The following is a 20,824-nucleotide window of genomic DNA, read 5'->3' on the forward strand; positions in this document are numbered from 1 at the left end:
AAACAGTTGGAGTAGGGAGTTTATCATCCTACTCCAAATGATGCTAAGTGTAGATATAGGGGTTTTAAACGTTTTAATTTCCGATCGCTATAACTATGCATCAAAGTTCTGGTCGCTGGCAGTTAGGGCTAGCTTTATCGCTATTAACGGTGTTTTTATGGGGAATTCTACTTATTGCCTTAACAGTGACACTACAAGCACTTGATGTCTACACAGTTATATGGTTTCGGTTTGCAGTGTCGTTTGGCTTACTAGCTGTGTATTTAGGCGTACAAGGTAAATTACCAACTTTAGAACAATTGCGTTCTGCTTCTAAGAAATTGTTAGCGATCGCCACAATTTTCTTGGCAATGAATTACTTTTTATTTTTACAAGGTTTATCGCTCACATCACCTGCTAATGCTGAAGTAATCATTCAATTTTCTTCAGTTTTTTTAGGTTTGGGAGGATTAGTTATTTTTAAAGAACGTTATCACCTATTTCAATGGATAGGTGTCGGTGTCTTTACTCTCGGTTATATTTTATTTTTTCACGAACAACTGAATAATTTAATTACGGCTAATCACACATACCTTTATGGTAGCGGTTTAATTATTTTAGGAGCAGCTACATGGGCTGTTTATGCTTTAGCACAAAAACAGTTATTACAAACCTTGACTTCTGCTCAAATTATGCTCGTTGTTTATGGTGGATGTGCTTTTTTATTTACCCCATTTAGTGCAGGTAAAACGATTTTTACACTCAACAATTTACATTTATACACATTAATTTTTTGTGCTTTTAATACACTCATTGCCTATGGTGCTTTTGCCGAATCACTAGCACATTGGGAAGCATCAAGGGTGAGCGCAGTCTTAGCATTAGCTCCGATTGTGACCTTAATAGCAGTGTGGGCTGTATCAGTATTTGCACCTTCACTGATACTACCAGAAAAACTCACAATAGTAGGAGTACTAGGAGCCGTTTTAGTTGTTACTGGTGCGGTTGCAATTGCCCTAGGAAAAACGGAATAATACCTATTTTTCAGAGTTTTTACTAGCTATTAATTGTAATATATTAATCATCTATTCAAAGCTACATGAGAAATACTGAGGCAAGGTAATTTTTTCTTTGTTATGATTTCACAGTAAGCATCAGCCAATTGAGTAAATCTCTTGCCAAGTGGATATTTTTTAGATCGACATGGCGCTGTTACATTTAATTGTTGGTATTGTAACAAAGAGATAAAAACTCAAAAAAAATTCATAATAGAGAGGCGATTAATATTAAATAACCTTACCAGGGTGTCCAAATAACTACCAAAGCTAACGCCTCGTAGCACACATCACCGAAACAGTTAAGCGATGATTAGTTTGTTTGGTAATCGGGCCAGCACCCTGGTAAAAATTTTGCTATTGCTGGTTCTTTCAACCTTGCTGCCAATATTTGGAATTAGTAATTCTGTATTAGCAGCAGAGCAAGTTTATGGTTCTTATTCAGCCATACAACTTTCTGTTCCAGTTACTTCTTTAGAAAACTACGCCCGCAATGGTGTAATTGATAACAAGCTAACCATCTATCAAAAGTACCTACCAGCAGCACAATTCCAAGAATTAAGACGAATTTTAGTCACTCCTGTAAAAGTTAGCCCGGTAGTGGTTGCACAATTTCTCTATACCCCACAAGGAGAATTTATACTGCAAAGGTTGGCAGCAGCGATCAAAACGCGATCGCCTCAACCACAACCAGAAATTGAAACTTTACGATCTGCCTTTATTTCTGCGGCTGCGGAACCAGGGGGATTAACTCTATTAAATCTGTTGCGGAAGTATCCCACCAGCAGCATTAATATTGATTTAGCCCACAGCATGGAAATAGCTGGAGAATTAGAGCAACTTATCAATGAAACCAGCCGCGCGATCGCAGAAGTTAGCAAAAAGTCCAATTTAGAAGCAACTATTCAAGAGCCAATAAATTTTTCGCAATTACCAGATTTACGGCGACAAGGGCAATATAAAGCGCAAAAATATACACTAAAGTTCTTCGACTTGTCACGTCGCAGATCGTTGTTGAGCGATGTGTATGTTCCCAATGTCCAAAGCCCCGCACCAGTCATTGTCATTTCGCATGGTTTAGGGACAGATAGCAGTAACTTTCGCTACTTAGCCGAGCATTTAGCTTCTTATGGATTTGCTGTTGTTGTTCCCAATCACTGCGATCGCAATGAGCAGGCAAGTGAAGTTGCAGAAGCCGAGGAATTTACAGATCGACCTTTAGATGTGACATATATACTCAATGAATTGGAGAAGGCTAACCAGTCCGATCCGCGTTTTCAGAGTAAGTTAAATCTGCAACAAGTCGGGATTTTTGGTCAATCCTTGGGTGGTTACACAGCTTTAGCCTTGGCTGGCGCGAAGATTAACTTTGCGCAACTCCAAAAAGACTGTCAGCCACAGGTACTGCAAGACACATGGAATATGTCTTTATTGCTCCAGTGTCGTGCTTTAGCTGTAAATAAACAGCAGTTTGGTAAAGAAGTTAATTTTCGGGATGAGAGAGTCAAAGCCGCGATCGCAGTTAATCCTATTACTAGTGCGATTTTTGGCAAAGCTGGCTTGAGTCAAATTCAAATTCCCGTCATGCTTGTTGGTAGCAGTGATGATACCGTTGCTCCAGCCTTATTCGAGCAAATTTTACCGTTCTCCTGGTTTGCTAATCCCCAAAAATATCTTGTGATGCTTGTAGGTGCAACCCATTTTTCCACTATTGGTAATGGTAATAGTGGTAATGAGCCAGTAGGAGCGCTGTCTCAAGTGATTGGCGATCGTCCAGATCAAGCACGTCGCTACATAAATGCTTTGAGTTTGCCTTTTTTTCAAACTTATGTTGCGCGAACATCACAATATTCTCCCTACCTCAACGCCGCCTACGCTCAAGCTATCTCCAGTCAGCCTCTCAGCTTGAGTTTTGTGCAGTCTCTTACCACAACTGAATTAGCACAAGCTGTAGATATCGAAACCCAAGCCACTAAACTATCTTTAACAAGATCGCCTAACTCTATAGTCAATTTTGGGTTTCGGATGTTGGATATGGGAATTGCACTGTTACACGTGGTAATTTTTCTGTAAATTTCATCAAAAAATATTGTAGAGTCAAGGGCGGGGTTTCCCCGTCCCTACAGATGAATTGCTAAAAATTTAAAATGTGACTGTGCAAGGTTTCTTAAACTTAAACAAACCATTTGATTGGACTTCTCATGATTGTGTGGCGCGAGTCAGAAAACTTTTGCGCCTCAAACGTGTGGGACACGCAGGAACTTTAGATCCTGCGGCTACTGGAGTGTTACCGATCGCATTTGGTAAAGCTACAAGATTATTACAGTATTTACCAGGTAATAAAGCTTATAAGGCTACTATCCGGCTAGGCGTGCGTACTACAACCGACGATTTACAAGGGGAAATAATTACCTCTGCGCCTTGTCCTGGGTTAAGTTTGGCAGAGGTAAAAAGTGTATTACCTCAATTTGAAGGCAAAATAGAGCAGATTCCGCCTAGCTACAGCGCCATTCAAGTAGATGGTAAACGCTTATACGATCTAGCACGGCGCGGTGAAAAAGTAGAAGTTCCAGTTCGCACGGTGGAAGTTTTTCAGATAGAAATTTTAGATTGGCGAGAAGGAGAATATCCCGAATTAGAGATTGCGATCGCTTGTGGTGCTGGTACATATATTAGAGCGATCGCTCGCGATTTAGGAGCCATCTTAGAAACTGGTGGAACCCTCGCCGCTTTAATACGTACAGAAAGCAGTGGTTTCCATTTGAGCGATAGTATCACCTTGGCTGACTTAGAAGCACAACTGCAAGCAGGGACATTTCAACCTACAGCCCCTGATACCGCTTTGCAATATTTGCCATCTGTGACTTTACCAGCAACAGCTGCTCAAAAATGGTGTCAAGGTCAGCGAGTTCCTGTAACTATAGATATATCTGGGCTAGTGCGAGTTTACGATGAAGAGTCTCGCTTTTTGGGGATTGGACAATCACAAGCTGGAGTGCTGATTCCCCAAATGGTATTTGAACCTGTTTCCTCATAAAAACACTCAGAAAATCTTGGCGTCTTTAATGTGAAATATTTCTACTCCCAAGTTGCCACATCTCGCAGTAAATCGGGAATTTGCTCTTGAGATTGGGGAAATTCTAACAAAGTTTCTCTGTAACCCAAATACCCAGATTCCGCAAACGACATCAGCATTCGCGCCAACGCCAGCCAAACTTCTGGTTCGTATTCCCAATCACGATAACGTCCAGATTTACCAGCGATGGAACGTAGCGCCCAAAAATAAGAATTTCGCACCACAGAACCGCCCTTTTTAAACTCTGGTAAGTCCTCGTGGTTGATGATTAGCACTTCATTGTCAATTCTGGCTCTCATATCAGCCATTGTAATTGATTGGGAAAATGTAGAGAATATGCGAATCGCAATATCTCTACATCTCATCTCTATCTATATCTCTGAAGATAAACCTATGCGAAAAGTAAACCCAGGACTATAAATCCGATTCACACGCTCGTATTGTTCGCCTAGTAAATTTTCTAAGTAAACAATCAATCCTAAATTTCTATTTAAAGGAATGCGACCACTCAAATCTAAATTTACAAAAGATGGCGCGAAATCTGTAGGCCTGTCACCAGCTTTGGCAAAGATGGATCTACGAGCGCCACTGTTGTAAGTAATATACAAATTAGCCTGCCATCCTGAATTTTGATAACCAATACCTGTTTGCAGTACAGAATAGGGAATTAAACCTAACTGTAAGCCTTTTTCATCTCCGGTCTTAATTTGGGCATCTGTATAAGTGTAGTTGATAAAAGTTGACCAACCCGGAGCAAATTTTAATTGTAACGCCGCCTCTAAACCATTAGTATCTACCAACCCAATGTTTTGCCATTTTCCAGCTATCACTCCTAGGCGATTGTCTAAACTACTGCCAAAGTAAGTAAACTGTCCAGTTAAATTCTCTGAAAAATTGATATCGACTCCCGCAGTCCAAGAAGAACCTGTTTCTGGTTTTAAATCGGGATTTGGTTCCCAACCATGAACCGTATCGTAAACATATAACTGATCTAAACCAGGATTGCGCTGTCCTCCAGCCCAACTACCACGCACAGCAATGCTTGGTGCGACAGCATAACGTAAACCGACACTAGGATTTAAATAATTGCCAAATTGTCCATCAAAACTTTGTCTCAGCCCTAAATCTAACGAAAAATTCTTGCTGATATTTAAAGTATTAACTGCAAATAAAGCTGTGGTAAATATACTCCTATATTCAGTTTCGTTATTAGCAATTCGATTAGGGCTGGTACTTAAAGTATTACCAGATAAATCGGTATTTTTTAAATCCAACCCCCAACGCAATTGATTATTGGAAGTTAATTTCCAGGCATGATCTAGCCTAGCTGTTAGTTGTTGTGTGTCTAAAATACCTGTACGATAATATTCCTGTCCTTGAAAAACTGTAGGGCCATACGTACTGAAATAATTTTGGTTATAACCTAATGTAGTTGTCAGAGTAGAATTTTCTCCACGACCTAACTGAGTTTTCCAAGATAAGCCAGTATTCAGTCCATCATGGTCTAATCGGTCTCTTTGTAGAGGAAAGCCGAAATAAATTAAACCTCGACGACTGCTTAATTTAGTAATATCAAAATTGAGGGAATTTCTTTTATCCAAATCTACGCCAATATTTCCAAAGTAAGTACTTGTGGCTGTATCTGCATTGAATAAAAATCCCTCAGCATCGCGGTTTGCTGCTCCTACGGGAACGCGGTAACGGTTATCTGTAAAGTATCTTTCAAAACTGAAATTGTACTTCACGGAACCAGTAGAGCCACCATAACTCACTTGTTGATTGTTTTGACTTAATGAGCCAAATTCTACACTACTACTCAATTTAGGCTGGCCATAACCTTCTTTGGTGATGATATTAACAACTCCTCCAAAAGCTGAAGAACCATATAAAGTAGAAGCAGCACCGCTATATAGTTCTACTCGCTCAATCGCTTCTACAGGAATACTATTTAAATCAGTTGCACCATGATAAGTATTGACATCGTTATTAATTCTTCTACCGTTAATCAAAAATACAGACTGATTAATTGAAGCACCTCGGTAATATGTACCTGTGTGAATATCAGCACCATGTCCTGCATCATTAACAGCAAAACCTGGCATTCTTTTTAAGATATCAGCTACACTATTAGCACCTTGTTTTTTAATTTCTTCTTGCTCGATTACATAAGTTGGAGTGGACTTAGGTAAAGTGTCTTCTTCTCCAATCACTTCGATAGTGATGTCGGCATTATCTGTAGAATTTGAGTCTTGTGTTTCCTCTTGTATTGGTTGAGTTTCCCGGTTAATTTCACCCGGTGTAGATTCTTGTGTTAATAATTCAGCATTACTAGCGGGTAGCTGAATATCACTTAAATCGGGAATATTAGAAATTATTTGATGTAATTTATCAGTAGGTTTCTGGTTAATTTCAGTTTCGACAGACAAAGCAGGAGCTGCTACCAGTAAGCTTTGTAAAATAACTGGCAGATGCAGAAAAAGACACTTATTCACGTTTCTCACACCAGGTAAAAACAGTCACTAGATGCTATTTTTCCGGTTATTTCTTGTAGATGTCAAAAGACAAGCCGTCGTAGTTATCCCCAGCCTTAAATACGAGAAATCTTATAGTAAAATGCAGCTTTTCAAGATTTGATAATTTTATTATATGTCACATTAAGCAATAAGTATAATTTCTTACTTGTCCCGAAATGTCAGCGATCGCGATTTTGATGCATATTTAAGGTAAAGATGAAATTATAGATTTTATCTAGTAGCCCACACTTGAGTCCTGACTAGGAGCGATCGTCAATTTCTTACAAGTTGTAAATGGGAACGAATAATTCTCATCAACAAAATCTAGTATAAAAAAATACTTATTATTGAAAACTAGTAATATGTTAAATTTCAAAAATTTATTTACACAGCCAGCTATTATTTCTAGTGCAGTAATTACAGTTTTACTGCTAGGAATTCAGAAAATACGAGTTTTAGAGCCGTTAGAATTGAAGGTTTACGACCAGATGATGCAAATGCGAGCCGATCCTGGGATAGATCCGCGTTTGTTGATTGTGGCAGTAGGGGAAAAGGATCTGCAAAAATGGAACTGGCCACTTTCTGGTGAAGTTTTAGATCGGGCATTAGGTAAACTTGAGGAATATGAACCGCGAGCCATTGGTTTAGATATTTTTCGTGACTTACCCGTACAACCAGGACACGAAAAACTACTCAAACGCCTACAAGAAAGCGATATTATCATCCCTATATGCAAACATTCTGAAGCAGCAAGTTCTGGAAATCCGGGAACACCACCCCCCCAAGGAATCGAAGCAGAAAGAGTCGGATTCAGTGATGTTGTCGAAGATACTGATGGCGTAATTCGTCGCAATCTCTTATCAGTCAGTACAGATGCTAACGATCCTTGTCAAAGTGTGTCTTCCTTAAGCTTGCAATTAGCACTCAAATATTTAGCAGTAGGAGGTATTCAACCGCAATTTACTGCTAACCGAGAACTGCAACTGGGTAATATTGTATTTAAACCTTTACAACCTCATGCAGGGGGTTATCAAAAAGCAGATACAAGTGGCTATCAAATTCTGCTTAACTATCGTTCTCCCCATCAAATTGCCCAGCAGGTTACAATTACGCAACTGCTTACAGACCAAGTAAAACCAGATTTGGTAAAAGACCGTATAGTTTTGATTGGTTCCACAGCAGCTAGCCTTAATGATATTTTTAATACACCTTACACTACTGGGAAGTCAGATCGTTCTGGCAAGATGTCAGGTGTTGAGATTCATGCTTACAGCGTTAGTCAGATTTTGAGTGTGGTTCTCAACAAGCAGCCTTTGTTTTGGTTTTTACCCAGTTGGGGAGAAGTTTTGTGGATTTGGGGATGGACTCTAGTAGGTGGATTAATAGCTTGGCGTATTCAACATCCAGTTGGCTTAGGACTGGCAGAAGCAACAACATTAGTAGCTTTATTTGGCAGCAACTTTGTGATTTTTACTCAAGCAGGGTGGTTTCCGGTAGTATCTCCCGCCTTGGGATTAATTGCTGCTGCTGGTAGCGTATTAGCTTATACAGCCTACCAGAGTAAGCAAGAACAAGCAGCAATGATGCAACGGGTGCAAGAGCAAAAAGAACTAATTGCTCAATTGCAAGTCCTTGCCAGACAGAGTGGAAGCACCGTAGAGCAAGAAACAGTACTGAGCAAAACCCTCTATCCACCAACCCAAGAAATTCCATTAACCACCACACTTAACAAACGCTATAAAATCGTTAGTAATTTAGGTGCTGGTGGATTTAGTTATACCTATTTGGCTGAAGATATCGAGCATCCAGGTAGTCCCCAGTGTGTGGTTAAACAGTTACGACCTGCCAGCCAAGATACAGAATATTTAACTGTTCTCAGACGCCTGTTCAAAACTGAAGCAGAAATTTTAGGAATTTTGGGTAAGCATCCACAAATACCACATTTAATAGCTTTTTTTGAAGAAAATCAGCAGTTTTATCTAGTGCAAGAATTTATTTCTGGCTATTCCCTTACTGATGAAATAACTCCTGGTAAGCGGTTCAAACAAGCTGAAGTTATAGCTATCCTTAAAGAAATTTTACAAGTGCTGGTTTTTATCCACAGCTACGGTGTAATTCATCGAGATCTCAAACCTAGTAATTTGATTAGGCGCAAAGCAGATGGACACATTGTATTAATTGACTTTGGTGCAGTGAAACAAGTTCAACCTCAAGAACAAGAAACTCAAACTATTGCTATTGGTACACCAGGTTATGCTCCATCCGAACAAATGAGTGGTCAACCCACACTCAACAGCGATATTTATGCCTTGGGTATGATTGGCATCCAAGCTTTAACAGGGGTATACCCAAAAGTATTTCGCAGAGATACAAATACAGGTGCAGTAATTATCCAAGTTGAGTCTCTAACTAATCAACCAATTTGGCAGTATTGGTGGGAATTAGCTGAAACCACAGAAGAATTTGTCAGAGTCTTAGACAAAATGGTACATCTAGACTTTACACAAAGATATCAGTCAGCAATAGAAGTGTTTAATAAGTTAGAAAATCTCTAGGCTGAGGTAGGGGGATAGGGTTCAGGATTGTCGTCACGGCTGGGGTTTCGCCACCCCTACAAATCTCCTTGCCATAACTACAGTTTATGTTAAAAGTCACATCTATTTAAATAAATGGGTTGAGTTAGCAACAGAGATGTCAATACCGAAAAAAGGTACGAGAAAGATAATAGTTGATGGAGAACCATTCATCTGGCTAATCCGAAGACAAGCTACCAACTGCCAAGCAGACTATACTGATGGACATATCCATGTTGCAGTAGAACACGCTACTGAGCATGGATCGGTATTAGTAATTATTACTGATAGGCTTCATCCACAGGGTTACAGCCTCACTAATAGCGAATTCGTGCCGATACAACCTCAAGATGGAGTTACAGAGGTTCGAGCTTGGAGGATTGAGCCGAGGTATGAAATAACCCCAGTAACACCAAAAGATGTAGCGTTATGGATAAAACAAGCTATGCAAATAGGATGGTTGCCTAAAAAGTCAGGTATAACCTTTGAGGTTCGCGTTATTGACAATAGTATTATCAAAGCTGCAATGTAGACAAAATGTGACTTTGGTCATAATTAAAGGTGTAATTCGCTCAGTGCTTTTGCTAAATATATATACTGCTCGAGCGTATTATAAATTTGCGCCGATATCCGCAGTAGTAATTTTGGCGATTCATACCAAGGTATCACCTGTACTTGAATGCCAAATTTATCAAATAACTCATCGTGTACAGACATAAAATGACGGTTTTCCCATGCAGCAGACATGGGTATAACTGCCATAGAACCAATCATTTCATCAGGACAAGATGGTAAGACTTCTAGTGCTTGACAAAGTATTTGTCTTCCTTGCAATACTAGCTGATGATTTCGCTGCATTAATTCACTCCAGCCACCAGGTAGCAATGAACCCATAAAAGCGATCGCTTCTGGTATGCACATATAAGCGGTAGGATCGTCTGTACCAGTCCAATCGAATTCTAATTGAAAGCGTGTTTTATCAGTTCTGGGTGAATTTGCACCGTGGCTGATAGTGAGAGGACGAATATTTGGTTGTTTATTCCGTTGCACGTACAAAAACGCTGCTCCTTTGGGCGCACAGAGCCATTTATGGCAATTACCCGTGTAATAAGTTGCGCCAATTTCTTGCAAATTCAGCGGTATCATTCCGGGCGCGTGGGCACCATCTATTAATGTATCGATGCCTTGCTGTTGCAATTCTTTAACTAATTGCTGAATCGGGAAAATCAACCCTGTTTGGCTGGTAATATGATCTAAAAGTACTAACCGTGTCTTAGCAGTCACTCGTCCCATTACAGCTGCTATTACCTGCTGTGGCGATTCAATAGGAAAAGGTATTTGTGCTACTACTATCCGCGCCCCAGTGCGACTGGCAATAAAATCTAGGGCATTACGGCAAGCATTGTACTCGTGGTTAGTGGTGAGAATTTCGTCTTCAGCAGCGAAGCAAAGGGAACGCAAAACTGAATTAACACCAGTTGTTGCATTGTTTACAAATACCAAATCTTGGCTATCAGCACCCACAAACTCTGCCAATTTGCTTCTGGCATTATCTAGCAGTGGTTCCCACTCTCTACCAAAAAAGCGTAGTGGTTCTTGCTCGAGTTGCGATCGCAATTTTTGCTGAACAGCTAGCACTGCTTTCGGGCAAGCACCAAAAGACCCATGATTCAGAAACGTCACCGAGCGATCGAGCGACCATAATTCCTGAAACTCCGAAGCATGAAGTTTGAAATGTGCTTTTTCATCCTTCATACTTTATCCTTTATCTTATTTAACTCCCCAGGCTGGATTCGAACCAGCGACCAATCGATTAACAGTCGATCGCTCTACCGCTGAGCTACTGAGGATTGCTCACGATTTATTATAGTAATGGTAAGAGATAGGTTTTGGCAAGTACTGCTGCGAAATTTTTTTTAAATACTGAATTTGATGATTTTTGCAGCCAAAACAGACTCTGGATTTAAAGCAGAGACTCTTAATAATGAAATTTATTTCAATTCCATCCGCAGTTCAGCCAGACGCTGACGAGACTTGGCATCTATGGAATTAGCTAAAAATCTGCTATTGGATTTTTTGCGTGACTGATACCGATGTCGCATTCGACAAACAGTAGTTTCCACTTCGCCACAAAGTTGTTGTGCGGACAACCATTCAGCTCCATACCCCTGTACCATCAGCTGCTGTGCCCGATCTGATGTGGCGACAATCACGCGAGAAATTCGAGATTGTGCGATTTGGTAGCGTAAAGACGCACAAAATTTCTCAATGTATGTATCTGCCGTTTGCCCAAAATCAGTGTAATGAACTGATAAAAGCTCTGTAATAATTTCTTTATTACAAGAGGTATTTTGATATTGAGCATCGAAAATTATTTGCGTGTCATAACCTTGAAACGAACTATAACTAGTCATCGTTTCAACTAATTCTACTCGTGCTGCTTCTAGTCCTGCATTATCACGAGTTCTTTTTAGACATGGCCAAGCGCCAATTATGTTGTAGCCGTCTACTAACAAAACGGCTTCGGGTGAGGGACGGGGCATGGTTTTCAATCACAGTTATATAGAGTTGGCAAGATTCGTTCATAACTTTATATAGTAATTGAAGCATTGCTTGTAACACTATGTTACACACTATGAAAGTTGTGCTATTAGATTATGTAAAAACATGAAACGCGCCTTTTTAAAGCGCGTTTGAGTTCTTTAAATTATTGGTGTTGGATTATGAGCTTCAGACAAAGAACTGGAAAAATAGAGATTTTTAAGATGTAGCTTTGTCTACTTCCATCAAACGTTGTTTCAGGCGCAGTGCTTCACCTCGATCTACAAGAGAGCCATTTTCTAACAAGAAAGCTCCGTCACAGTAATTTAACTCATCAAGGCGATGCGTTACCCACAAAGCTGTGATCCCGCGAGTTTTCACCAGGCGACGCACGCTAGCTACCAAGTCCAGTTGGCTATCTGGATCTAGTAAGGCAGTGGGTTCATCTAATAATAGGACTTCACAGCAACGGGCGATCGCACCAGCAATTGCTACTCGTTGTTTTTGTCCGCCACTGAGCGCATAGATCGGCCGTCGTTGCAGGGTTTGCAAATTCACTGCTCCTAGAGCCTCCTCTACTCTTGCTCTGACTGTAGCAGGCGGTAATTTTTCTTCCACTAATCCAAAAGCCACATCTGCACCAACTGTTGGCATTACCAGTTGATGGTCGGGATTTTGGAAGACAAAACCAACGGGATGTAAAACCCGAATCTCACCTGATGTGGGAGCTAATAGTCCCGCCAGCAGTCTGAGTAATGTTGATTTACCACTGCCATTTGTACCCAAGAGCATCCAAAACTCACCTCTGGGTACTTTTAAAGAGCAAGATTTAATTGCTGTCTCGCCACTAGGCCAATTGAACTGTAAATCCTTAACCTCGATGCCCACTTCCACCATTTTTCTACCCTGCTCACTCAGTAGTTAGGGCCACAAAACCAGGTGGTCTACCACTACTAGTAGTGACACCATCTTTCTGAAGAATCTGCACTCCAGAAATTTCACTAGCACGAACAGCAATTTTTTTCTCTGTCTTGCCTTCGCACTTGAGTTCCACAATGTCAGGATTACCCGATCGCATTGCTGCCAAAATTAGTTGGTAGACAGCTTCAGCATCTTCTGCTGACTTACGTTGCACCGAGATTGGGTAAGCTGTGTTTCTGACGGTTAAGTCGATAGTAAACATTTAGCATTCATCAATTTAACTGTAGGACTCATTCTAGCGCTAGCTGCCTTACCTCAGGTGGGTACAAGTCTGTCAGATACATTCAAGGGTAGAGTTCAAGGCTTTTGTGTGGTTATTGAATCTGTAAGACGCCCAGCTGTTAGTAACGGGCTTGTTCTTCTTCAGATAAGAGTAGCTACGTAAACAAAAGATCTACATTACTCTCTAAGCGGACTAATCTGTATAAATATTAAATTAAATTAAAAATCCCCTGGAAAAATTAGCGATTTACACCTAAGATAATTAGAGACAGTAAAAAATTGTTAAGTGGATTGACAATTCAGTTCACTTTCTGGTTATAGAAGCCAAACAACGGCGATCTATAATACAAAAGTCAAAACCTGTACTTATAACATTTGGAGATTTGCTCTAATGACCATCGCAGTTGGACGCGCCCCCAGTAGAGGGTGGTTTGACGTTCTAGACGACTGGTTGAAGCGCGATCGCTTTGTATTCGTAGGTTGGTCAGGGATATTATTGTTCCCCTGCGCATACCTAGCACTTGGCGGTTGGCTGACCGGAACAACCTTCGTCACGTCATGGTACACCCACGGTTTAGCATCTTCGTATTTAGAAGGTTGTAACTTCATCACAGTAGCCGTATCCACCCCAGCAGATAGTTTGGGACATTCCCTGTTATTGCTGTGGGGACCAGAAGCCCAAGGAGACTTCACCCGGTGGTGTCAACTCGGCGGCTTATGGACATTCGTCGCTCTCCACGGAGCCTTTGGTCTAATTGGCTTCATGTTGCGGCAATTTGAAATCGCCCGTCTGGTAGGCATTCGTCCTTATAACGCATTGGCATTCTCGGCTCCCATTGCGGTATTCGTCAGCGTCTTCTTGATGTACCCCTTGGGACAATCGAGCTGGTTCTTTGCACCCAGCTTTGGTGTAGCGGGAATCTTCCGGTTCATCTTGTTCGTACAAGGTTTCCATAACTTCACCCTCAACCCCTTCCATATGATGGGTGTTGCTGGTGTGTTGGGTGGTGCATTGTTGTGTGCGATTCACGGTGCCACAGTCGAAAACACCCTATTTGAAGATGGCGAAGCAGCAAACACCTTCCGCGCCTTCAACCCAACGCAATCAGAAGAAACCTATTCAATGGTGACAGCAAACCGTTTCTGGTCACAGATTTTCGGGATTGCGTTCTCCAACAAACGCTGGTTACACTTCTTCATGTTGTTTGTGCCAGTCACCGGTTTGTGGATGGCAGCCATTGGCATCGTCGGTATCGCTCTCAACTTGCGGGCTTATGACTTCGTATCGCAAGAATTGCGGGCGGCTGAAGACCCAGAATTTGAAACATTCTATACCAAGAACATTTTGCTGAACGAGGGTATCCGCGCTTGGATGGCTCCTCAAGATCAGCCCCACGAACAATTTGTATTCCCTGAAGAAGTTCTACCTCGTGGTAACGCTCTCTAATAATGATGTGTTAATTTCCCTTTAGCATTCATCATTACCCCATTCTTCAAAATCCCTCACTTTTAAAGTGGGGGATTTTTTCTATGGTTTTAGTTTTTTATTGAAAATTTATATGCTATATTTGATAAAGGTTGTGAACCCAGAGTCAAGTACTCTGCCTTATTGATACTAAGACCGCTTAGGCAACAAGGAGGTGATGCCCATGATAGAAAGTAGTAAATGCATGGGTCATCAGGTTGCAGTTAGCCGGCTGTGTGCTGGGGCTGTTCTCTAAAGTTAGCCTTAGTTATCTTGAAGATACTAAGTTTAACTCAAGTCACTAGGCTAAGCTAGGAGTTCCTTCCAGCAGTCTGGTTGCAATCTGAAGACCCGACTAGACCGCCCTGACTTAGATCCGCAGATCTAAATCAGGGCGGATAGTTTTTTATGGGTGAACCTTTAAATAAGATTTAGATTTCATAAAGCATTTAAAATCTCTATACTAGATACTGTAAAAATACAGATAGTCATTTCTGAATGAAGTGTAGCCTATATTACAAATAAAGGTATTTTTGAATATGGCGCAGCTACTCACTGAGACGGAAATTCAACAACGGGTAAGTGTGCTTTCGGGTTGGACAGTTGCAGGGTCTACGATAAAAACTACCCGCACCTTTAAAGATTTTATCCAGGCAATTGAGTTTGTGAATAAACTGGTAGAACCTGCTGAGTCCGCAGGACATCACCCTGATATAGAGATTTCTTATAACAAAGTTAAAATCCAATTAACTACACACGATGCTGGTGGCTTAACTCAGAAAGACTTCGATCTAGCAGCAGTAATTTCTCAAATTAATTAGTAATTTCTCTAGGAAAGCTAAATATCAAAATACAGGAGGCAGAAGACAATAAATATTATTTATGCATCCTGATGTACGCAATTCATACTGATTACTTAGGTAAATAGTGATTTAGTGATTTCTCTAGAGCTACTATCAACTTAGATATATTAGGTTAGTGATGTGACAGTTGTTGAGCCGATCGCTGTTAGGTTGCCATGTCTCTGAGATGTTTTATAATGTTATGCTATGAAGTTGTGTTTTTGCATAAGTTAATTACATCAATTTTTAACATCCAGTTAATCAGTTATTAGCTTGGCAAAAACTAAAATTGTAGTAGTGGCAACTATGCCTCATCCAAAAGTTCCAACAAGATGTCGCATATTTGAGAATAGGTGCAAAAAACACAATTATCTATACAAGGTGTGAGGAGAAAAGAAAAAATGTCTAATATTTTGTGGAAATCCCTGGTCGTTAGCCCAGCAGTTTTAGGAGCAACGCTGTTAGTGTCAACAACAGCAATGGCAGCTCCAAGCACCACAACCGAAGTAACCCCAGCAGATAAACAAGTTACTGCTGAAGTTGCTCAAAAGCCCGCAGAAATCATAGCTCAAGCAGCCCCTGCTAGCGATGACGCTAAAGTTTTAGAGCAAGTTACCCGCTACAGCAAAGAGGGTGCTAGCAACACTCAAGCTCAAGTAACATCAGTTTCACAATTTTCCGATGTTCAACCAACTGACTGGGCTTTCCAAGCATTACAGTCCTTGGTTGAGCGCTATGGTTGTATCGCTGGTTATCCCAATGGCACCTATCGCGGGAACCGTGCTTTAACCCGTTACGAATTTGCCGCTGGTTTAAATGCCTGTTTAGATCGGGTTAACGAATTGATTGCCACAGCGACAGCTGATTTGGTAACAAAACAAGATTTGGCAACCTTACAGCGGTTGCAAGAAGAATTTTCCGCAGAACTCGCCACCTTACGCGGTCGTGTTGACTCCTTAGAAGCACGTACTGCTGAATTGGAAGCCCATCAGTTCTCTACCACCACCAAACTGGTTGGGGAAGCTGTGTTTGCTGTGAGCGATGCTTTTGGCAACAACACCGGTGATGCTAACAATACAGTTTTCCAAGACAGAGTGCGTTTAGGCTTGGAAACCAGCTTCACTGGTAGAGATAAGTTAACAACTCGTCTAGCAGCTGGTAATGCATCAGCTTTCAGCTTTAGAGGCGCAGCTAATCAGGTAATTCCTACCGCTGAAGGGAAACAAACCTATGAAGTCGGTAGCACTGGTACCAACGGCGTCATCATTGACAGATTGACCTACGAAGTTCCCATTGGGCCAGCTCAAGTTTATATCGCAGCCAACGGTGGACGCCATAGTCATTACGCTGCTGTCAACAACCCCTACTTCTTTGACAAAACTGACGGTGGTAACGGTGCTTTAACTACCTTTGCTTCTGAAAGCCCCATCTATCGGATTGGTGGTGGAGCTGGTATAGCGCTGAATATACCTTTCAGCAGCGGTGGCAGCATCTTCAAACCAAGTTCCATCACTCTAGGTTACTTGGCATCTGATGCAAATAGCCCTGGTGACGATCGCGGCTTATTCAATGGTAATTATGCTGCTTTAGGACAGTTGAACTTTGCTGTTGGCGATCGCTTGGCCCTGGCTGCTACCTACGTTCATGGTTATCACTCTCCAGGTACTTCTTTATTTGATTCCGGTGCTGGTCTTGACGCCAAGAATGGCCTACCTGTAGGTGGTGTCGTTGGTACCCGTCAAGCCAACTATCTAGGAGAAGTAACTGGTAATGGATATACCAGTAACTCCTACGGTATCTCAGCAGCATTCAGACCCAGCAATAATTTGTCAATTAGTGGCTTCGTTACTTACCACGATCTGACAAGCCCTGGCGCTGGTAACGATTTTGAAGCTTGGAGTTATGGTGGTGGCGTAGCCTTACCTGACTTTGGTAAGAAAGGTAACGTATTGGGTATCTTCGCTGGCGCACAACCCTATTCTAGAAATCGTGCAGTTCCAGGTGTAGTTACTGGTGGCGGTAATGCACCAATTCAAGTAGAAGGTTTCTACAAATATCGCGTATCCGATAATATCTCTGTTACTCCCGGTATCATCTGGTTGAGAGCGCCTGGCCAAAACGATGCTGAGGAAAACGCATTCATCGGTACGCTCAGAACCACATTTACCTTCTAGAACTAGAGCCTTACTCAAGTTTCAATAAGTGTACATAAAAATTTGAACTCTACTAAACCCTGCTTGATAGCGGGGTTTTTATTTTCGATCTTAGTAGGGCATAAACCCTAGTGAGGAACCGGAGTATACTAGAAGAAGTATGAAGTATGAATACTGTTGATCCTTCATGCTTTATCCTTCATTCTTGATTACTGCCTGTGGAAATATCGTGTAAGTCTGAATATGGAATTTTGGCCTTATTAGAGATGGCAACTAATTATCAAAGCGGCGAACCGATGCAAATTCGGCAAATTGCTGCACAACAAAACATCCCCGATCGCTATCTCGAACAGCTACTAGCAACCTTGAGGCGGGGGGGTATAATCAAGAGCCAGCGAGGTTCTAAAGGTGGCTATTTATTAGCTCGCGAACCCAAGAAAATTACTCTGTTCGAGATATTGGAATGTTTGGAAGGTTTAGATATACAGGCTAATCAAGGAGAGATTAATCGCAGAACAGTAGATGGGGGTGCGATCGCAGAAATCTGGCAAGAAGCTTGTCAGGCTGCAAACTCAGTTTTCCAAAAATATTCGCTTCAGGATCTTTGCGATAAGCGAGATTCTCGACGGCAGTTGGATATTATGTACTACATTTAATCAAAAGTCCAAAGTCAAAAGTCCACAGTTCATTGACTCTGGACTAATAACTAAATAACTAAGGAATAATTATGCGAATTGCTAATAACATTACAGAACTCGTTGGACGTACACCTTTAGTCAAACTGAACCGCATTCCTCAAGCAGAAGGTTGTGTGGCTCAGATTGTAGTGAAATTGGAAAGTATGAACCCATCTGCATCTGTGAAAGATCGCATAGGGGTTAGCATGATTAGTGCCGCCGAGAAAGAGGGACTAATTACTCCGCAGAAAACGGTATTGGTGGAACCGACTTCTGGTAATACGGGAATCGCGCTAGCAATGGCAGCCGCAGCTAAGGGTTATCGGTTAATTTTGACCATGCCCGAAACCATGAGTGGGGAAAGACGGGCAATGTTGCGCGCCTATGGAGCCGAACTGGAACTAACACCAGGAATTGAAGGTATGAGTGGGGCAATTCGACGGGCACAAGAGATAGTGAATAGAACTCCACACGCCTATATGTTGCAGCAGTTTCGCAATCCAGCGAATGCTAAAATCCATCGAGAAACTACCGCCGAGGAAATCTGGGAAGATACCGATGGTCAGGTAGATGCGATTGTGGCAGGGGTCGGAACTGGTGGTACGATTACTGGTGTAGCAGAAGTAATCAAAGCACGTAAGCCAACTTTTCAAGCGATCGCTGTTGAACCAAGTAATAGCCCAGTATTATCTGGAGGAAAACCAGGAGCACATAAAATTCAGGGAATTGGTGCTGGATTTATTCCCCAAGTGCTGAAGCTAGAATTGATTGATGAAGTGATTACAGTCACCGATGAAGAAGCGATCGCCTATGGTCGGCGTTTAGCCAGAGAAGAAGGGCTACTATCTGGTATTTCCAGTGGTGCAGCGTTATGTGCCGCTATTCGTGTTGCCCAACGTCCAGAAAACGAAGGGCGTTTAATTGTAGTAATTCAGCCAAGTTTTGGAGAAAGGTATTTAACGACACCTTTGTTTCAAGACCTAGAAGACAAAGTAGCAGCTAGCATCAGCTAGCTATCAATCGGATTAATGGTCGATTATAACCACTACGAAATTCTCAAAGTTAATCCCAATGCTAGCCAGGCGGAGATTAAGCAAGCTTATCGCCGCCAGGTGAAATTATTTCATCCTGATAGTAATCAAGAAACAGCAGATAAAGAGCAGATTATCCGCATTAACGCGGCTTATGAAGTTTTAAGCGATACTCAGACTCGGTTAAATTACGACCAACAACTCAAGAATACTTCTCAGAACTTAAATAGTCGCCAACAGCGTACAGCATCAGCACAAAGACATTACCAAGCAACAAGAAAAACAGGAAAAGATGCTGATGAATTAGTTGAGGAATGGTTGCGCCTAGTTTATCAACCAGTCAATCGCTTGCTGGGTAACATTCTTAATTCCCTAGAAGAGCAAATTGAAACACTAGCCGCCGATCCTTTTGATGATGAGTTGTTAGAAGAATTTCAAGATTACTTACAGGCCTGTAAAGATGACCTCAAGCAAGCGCAAATAGCTTTTCGTTCTCTACCAAATCCGCCCAGCCTAGCCAGGACAGCGGCTCATCTCTACTACAGCCTGAATCAAGTAGCCGATGGTTTGGAAGAGTTAGCTTATTTTCCGTTAAATTACGACGAGCATTATTTACACACAGGTCAAGAACTCTTCCGTATTGCCACAAGATTACACTACGAAGCGCAAGCATCTGTGAAATAGTCATTGGTAGAGGTCAATTACTCTGGACTGTGGACTATTGATTCCGCGAAGCGGCTGAAATTAGTTTATGCTGGATATAGAGAAAGATTAAGAAATTTTAAATTTTGCTCCCAGTGTACTCATGCAATGTATCGTAAATCGCCGCGCTCAGTTTTCGGCAAGTCATCGCTATTGGCTACCGGAACTAAGCGAAGCTGAGAACACTCAGCAATTTGGGGCTTGCTCTAAGTTTCCGGGACACGGGCATAACTATGTCTTATTTATTTCCTTAATTGGGGAATTAGATGAATATGGCATGGTTTTGAACTTGTCTGATGTGAAACACGTAATCAAGCGGGAAGTTACCAGCCAACTGGACTTTTCTTACCTCAACGATGTGTGGGCAGAATTTCAACAAACTCTGCCTACTACTGAGAATATTGCACGGGTGATTTGGCAACGGTTAGCACCTCACCTACCTTTAGTCCGCGTGCAGCTATTTGAACATCCTGAACTTTGGGCAGATTATATGGGAAACTCAATGGAAGCCTACCTCACCATTAGCACTCACTTTAGCGCCGCCCATCGGCTGGCTCACCCGAATCTGAGTAACGAAGAAAACGCAAAGATTTACGGTAAGTGCGCTCGTACCCACGGGCATGGACATAATTATCATTTAGAAGTGACTGTTAAAGGGGAAATTGACCAACGCACTGGCATGATTGTAGATCTAGGAGCGTTGAATCAGGTAATTGAAGATCGTGTGGTAGAACCATTCGATCACACTTTTTTAAATAAAGATATTCCCTACTTTGCCGAAGTCGTGCCTACTGCTGAAAATATCGCACTTTACATTAGTAATTTACTGCGATCGCCTGTGCAAAAATTGGGAGCCAAGCTGCACAAAGTTAAACTAATCGAAAGCCCGAATAACTCTTGCGAAATCTACTGTACTGATTCTGAATCAAATTCAGTCAGTGCAACAGCAAATCAGCCAATATTAGCGCGGGTTAATTAATCTAGGAATTGGTAATTGGTAAGAAATTTTTCTTT

General features: G+C 41.6%; 18 protein-coding genes and 1 tRNA gene. 12 read left to right on the plus strand and 7 right to left on the minus strand.

All coding sequences use genetic code 11. The annotated features are described in order from the left end of the window. The first annotated feature begins 95 nt into the window (after positions 1–95). From AACU33_RS07320 to truB, 3 genes are all read left to right on the plus strand, one after another. The gene (locus AACU33_RS07320; protein ID WP_096587867.1) at positions 96–1,013 is read left to right on the plus strand and encodes a DMT family transporter; all 918 of its coding nucleotides are present in this window, start codon (positions 96–98) and stop codon (positions 1,011–1,013) included. Positions 1,014–1,343: 330 nt separating this feature from the next. Beyond that, positions 1,344–3,107 (plus strand): alpha/beta hydrolase, encoded by a 1,764-nt coding sequence (locus AACU33_RS07325; protein WP_096587869.1) that lies wholly within the window; start codon positions 1,344–1,346, stop codon positions 3,105–3,107. 82 nt (positions 3,108–3,189) lie between these two features. Next, on the plus strand, positions 3,190–4,071 hold the full coding sequence (truB, locus tag AACU33_RS07330) for a tRNA pseudouridine(55) synthase TruB (protein ID WP_096595178.1): 882 nt from the start codon (positions 3,190–3,192) through the stop codon (positions 4,069–4,071). A gap of 41 nt (positions 4,072–4,112) precedes the next feature. Here the strand turns inward: truB and AACU33_RS07335 are convergent, their stop codons facing one another. Both AACU33_RS07335 and AACU33_RS07340 read right to left on the minus strand, forming a co-directional pair. After that, a complete protein-coding gene (locus tag AACU33_RS07335; RefSeq protein ID WP_096595179.1) occupies positions 4,113–4,409 on the minus strand; it encodes a hypothetical protein in 297 nt (98 codons plus the stop codon). A gap of 72 nt (positions 4,410–4,481) precedes the next feature. Next, positions 4,482–6,602 carry a TonB-dependent receptor plug domain-containing protein gene (locus AACU33_RS07340; RefSeq protein WP_096587871.1) on the minus strand — a complete coding sequence of 707 codons (2,121 nt, stop codon included), beginning with the start codon at positions 6,600–6,602 and terminating at the stop codon, positions 4,482–4,484. Between the two features lie 383 nt (positions 6,603–6,985). On the opposite strand from AACU33_RS07340, the gene AACU33_RS07345 reads away from it, so the two are divergent. Further along, positions 6,986–9,178, plus strand: a complete 2,193-nt coding sequence (locus AACU33_RS07345; RefSeq protein ID WP_096587873.1) for a CHASE2 domain-containing serine/threonine-protein kinase — start codon at positions 6,986–6,988, stop codon at positions 9,176–9,178. Positions 9,179–9,314: 136 nt separating this feature from the next. After that, entirely contained in the window at positions 9,315–9,728 is a 414-nt protein-coding gene (locus AACU33_RS07350) for a hypothetical protein (RefSeq protein ID WP_096587874.1), read from the plus strand. A 23-nt stretch (positions 9,729–9,751) separates the two neighbouring features. On the opposite strand, the gene AACU33_RS07355 is transcribed toward AACU33_RS07350, so the two are convergent. From AACU33_RS07355 to AACU33_RS07375, 5 genes are all read right to left on the minus strand, one after another. Further along, positions 9,752–10,951, minus strand: a complete 1,200-nt coding sequence (locus AACU33_RS07355) for an aminotransferase class V-fold PLP-dependent enzyme (RefSeq protein WP_096587876.1) — start codon at positions 10,949–10,951, stop codon at positions 9,752–9,754. A gap of 23 nt (positions 10,952–10,974) precedes the next feature. Continuing rightward, positions 10,975–11,046 (minus strand) — tRNA-Asn (locus AACU33_RS07360). A gap of 141 nt (positions 11,047–11,187) precedes the next feature. After that, positions 11,188–11,739, minus strand: coding sequence for an NYN domain-containing protein (locus AACU33_RS07365; protein WP_096587878.1), 552 nt, complete (start codon positions 11,737–11,739; stop codon positions 11,188–11,190). 217 nt (positions 11,740–11,956) lie between these two features. Beyond that, positions 11,957–12,634: an ABC transporter ATP-binding protein gene (locus AACU33_RS07370; protein WP_096587880.1), complete on the minus strand. Its 678-nt coding sequence runs from the start codon at positions 12,632–12,634 to the stop codon at positions 11,957–11,959. 13 nt (positions 12,635–12,647) lie between these two features. Continuing rightward, on the minus strand, positions 12,648–12,920 hold the full coding sequence (locus AACU33_RS07375) for a hypothetical protein (RefSeq protein ID WP_096587881.1): 273 nt from the start codon (positions 12,918–12,920) through the stop codon (positions 12,648–12,650). A gap of 411 nt (positions 12,921–13,331) precedes the next feature. Between AACU33_RS07375 and psbD the strand changes: the two genes are divergently transcribed. The 7 genes from psbD to AACU33_RS07410 all read left to right on the plus strand — a co-directional run bounded on the left by psbD (position 13,332) and on the right by AACU33_RS07410 (position 20,789). Continuing rightward, the gene (psbD, locus tag AACU33_RS07380) at positions 13,332–14,387 is read left to right on the plus strand and encodes a photosystem II D2 protein (photosystem q(a) protein) (RefSeq protein ID WP_096587883.1); all 1,056 of its coding nucleotides are present in this window, start codon (positions 13,332–13,334) and stop codon (positions 14,385–14,387) included. Positions 14,388–14,944: 557 nt separating this feature from the next. Further along, the gene (locus tag AACU33_RS07385) at positions 14,945–15,226 is read left to right on the plus strand and encodes a 4a-hydroxytetrahydrobiopterin dehydratase (protein WP_096587885.1); all 282 of its coding nucleotides are present in this window, start codon (positions 14,945–14,947) and stop codon (positions 15,224–15,226) included. A gap of 422 nt (positions 15,227–15,648) precedes the next feature. Next, complete coding sequence (locus AACU33_RS07390) at positions 15,649–17,421, plus strand: iron uptake porin (protein WP_096587887.1); 1,773 nt, start codon at positions 15,649–15,651, stop codon at positions 17,419–17,421. Positions 17,422–17,618: 197 nt separating this feature from the next. Then, the gene (locus AACU33_RS07395) at positions 17,619–18,056 is read left to right on the plus strand and encodes an Rrf2 family transcriptional regulator (protein WP_096587889.1); all 438 of its coding nucleotides are present in this window, start codon (positions 17,619–17,621) and stop codon (positions 18,054–18,056) included. 71 nt (positions 18,057–18,127) lie between these two features. Continuing rightward, complete coding sequence (cysK, locus tag AACU33_RS07400; RefSeq protein ID WP_096587891.1) at positions 18,128–19,090, plus strand: cysteine synthase A; 963 nt, start codon at positions 18,128–18,130, stop codon at positions 19,088–19,090. A gap of 15 nt (positions 19,091–19,105) precedes the next feature. Continuing rightward, positions 19,106–19,792: a J domain-containing protein gene (locus AACU33_RS07405; protein ID WP_096587892.1), complete on the plus strand. Its 687-nt coding sequence runs from the start codon at positions 19,106–19,108 to the stop codon at positions 19,790–19,792. A 121-nt stretch (positions 19,793–19,913) separates the two neighbouring features. Beyond that, a complete protein-coding gene (locus AACU33_RS07410; RefSeq protein WP_096587893.1) occupies positions 19,914–20,789 on the plus strand; it encodes a 6-carboxytetrahydropterin synthase in 876 nt (291 codons plus the stop codon). Positions 20,790–20,824 lie beyond the last annotated feature (35 nt).

The organism is Calothrix sp. NIES-2098 (assembly GCF_963875125.1).
Taxonomy (GTDB): domain Bacteria; phylum Cyanobacteriota; class Cyanobacteriia; order Cyanobacteriales; family Nostocaceae; genus Aulosira.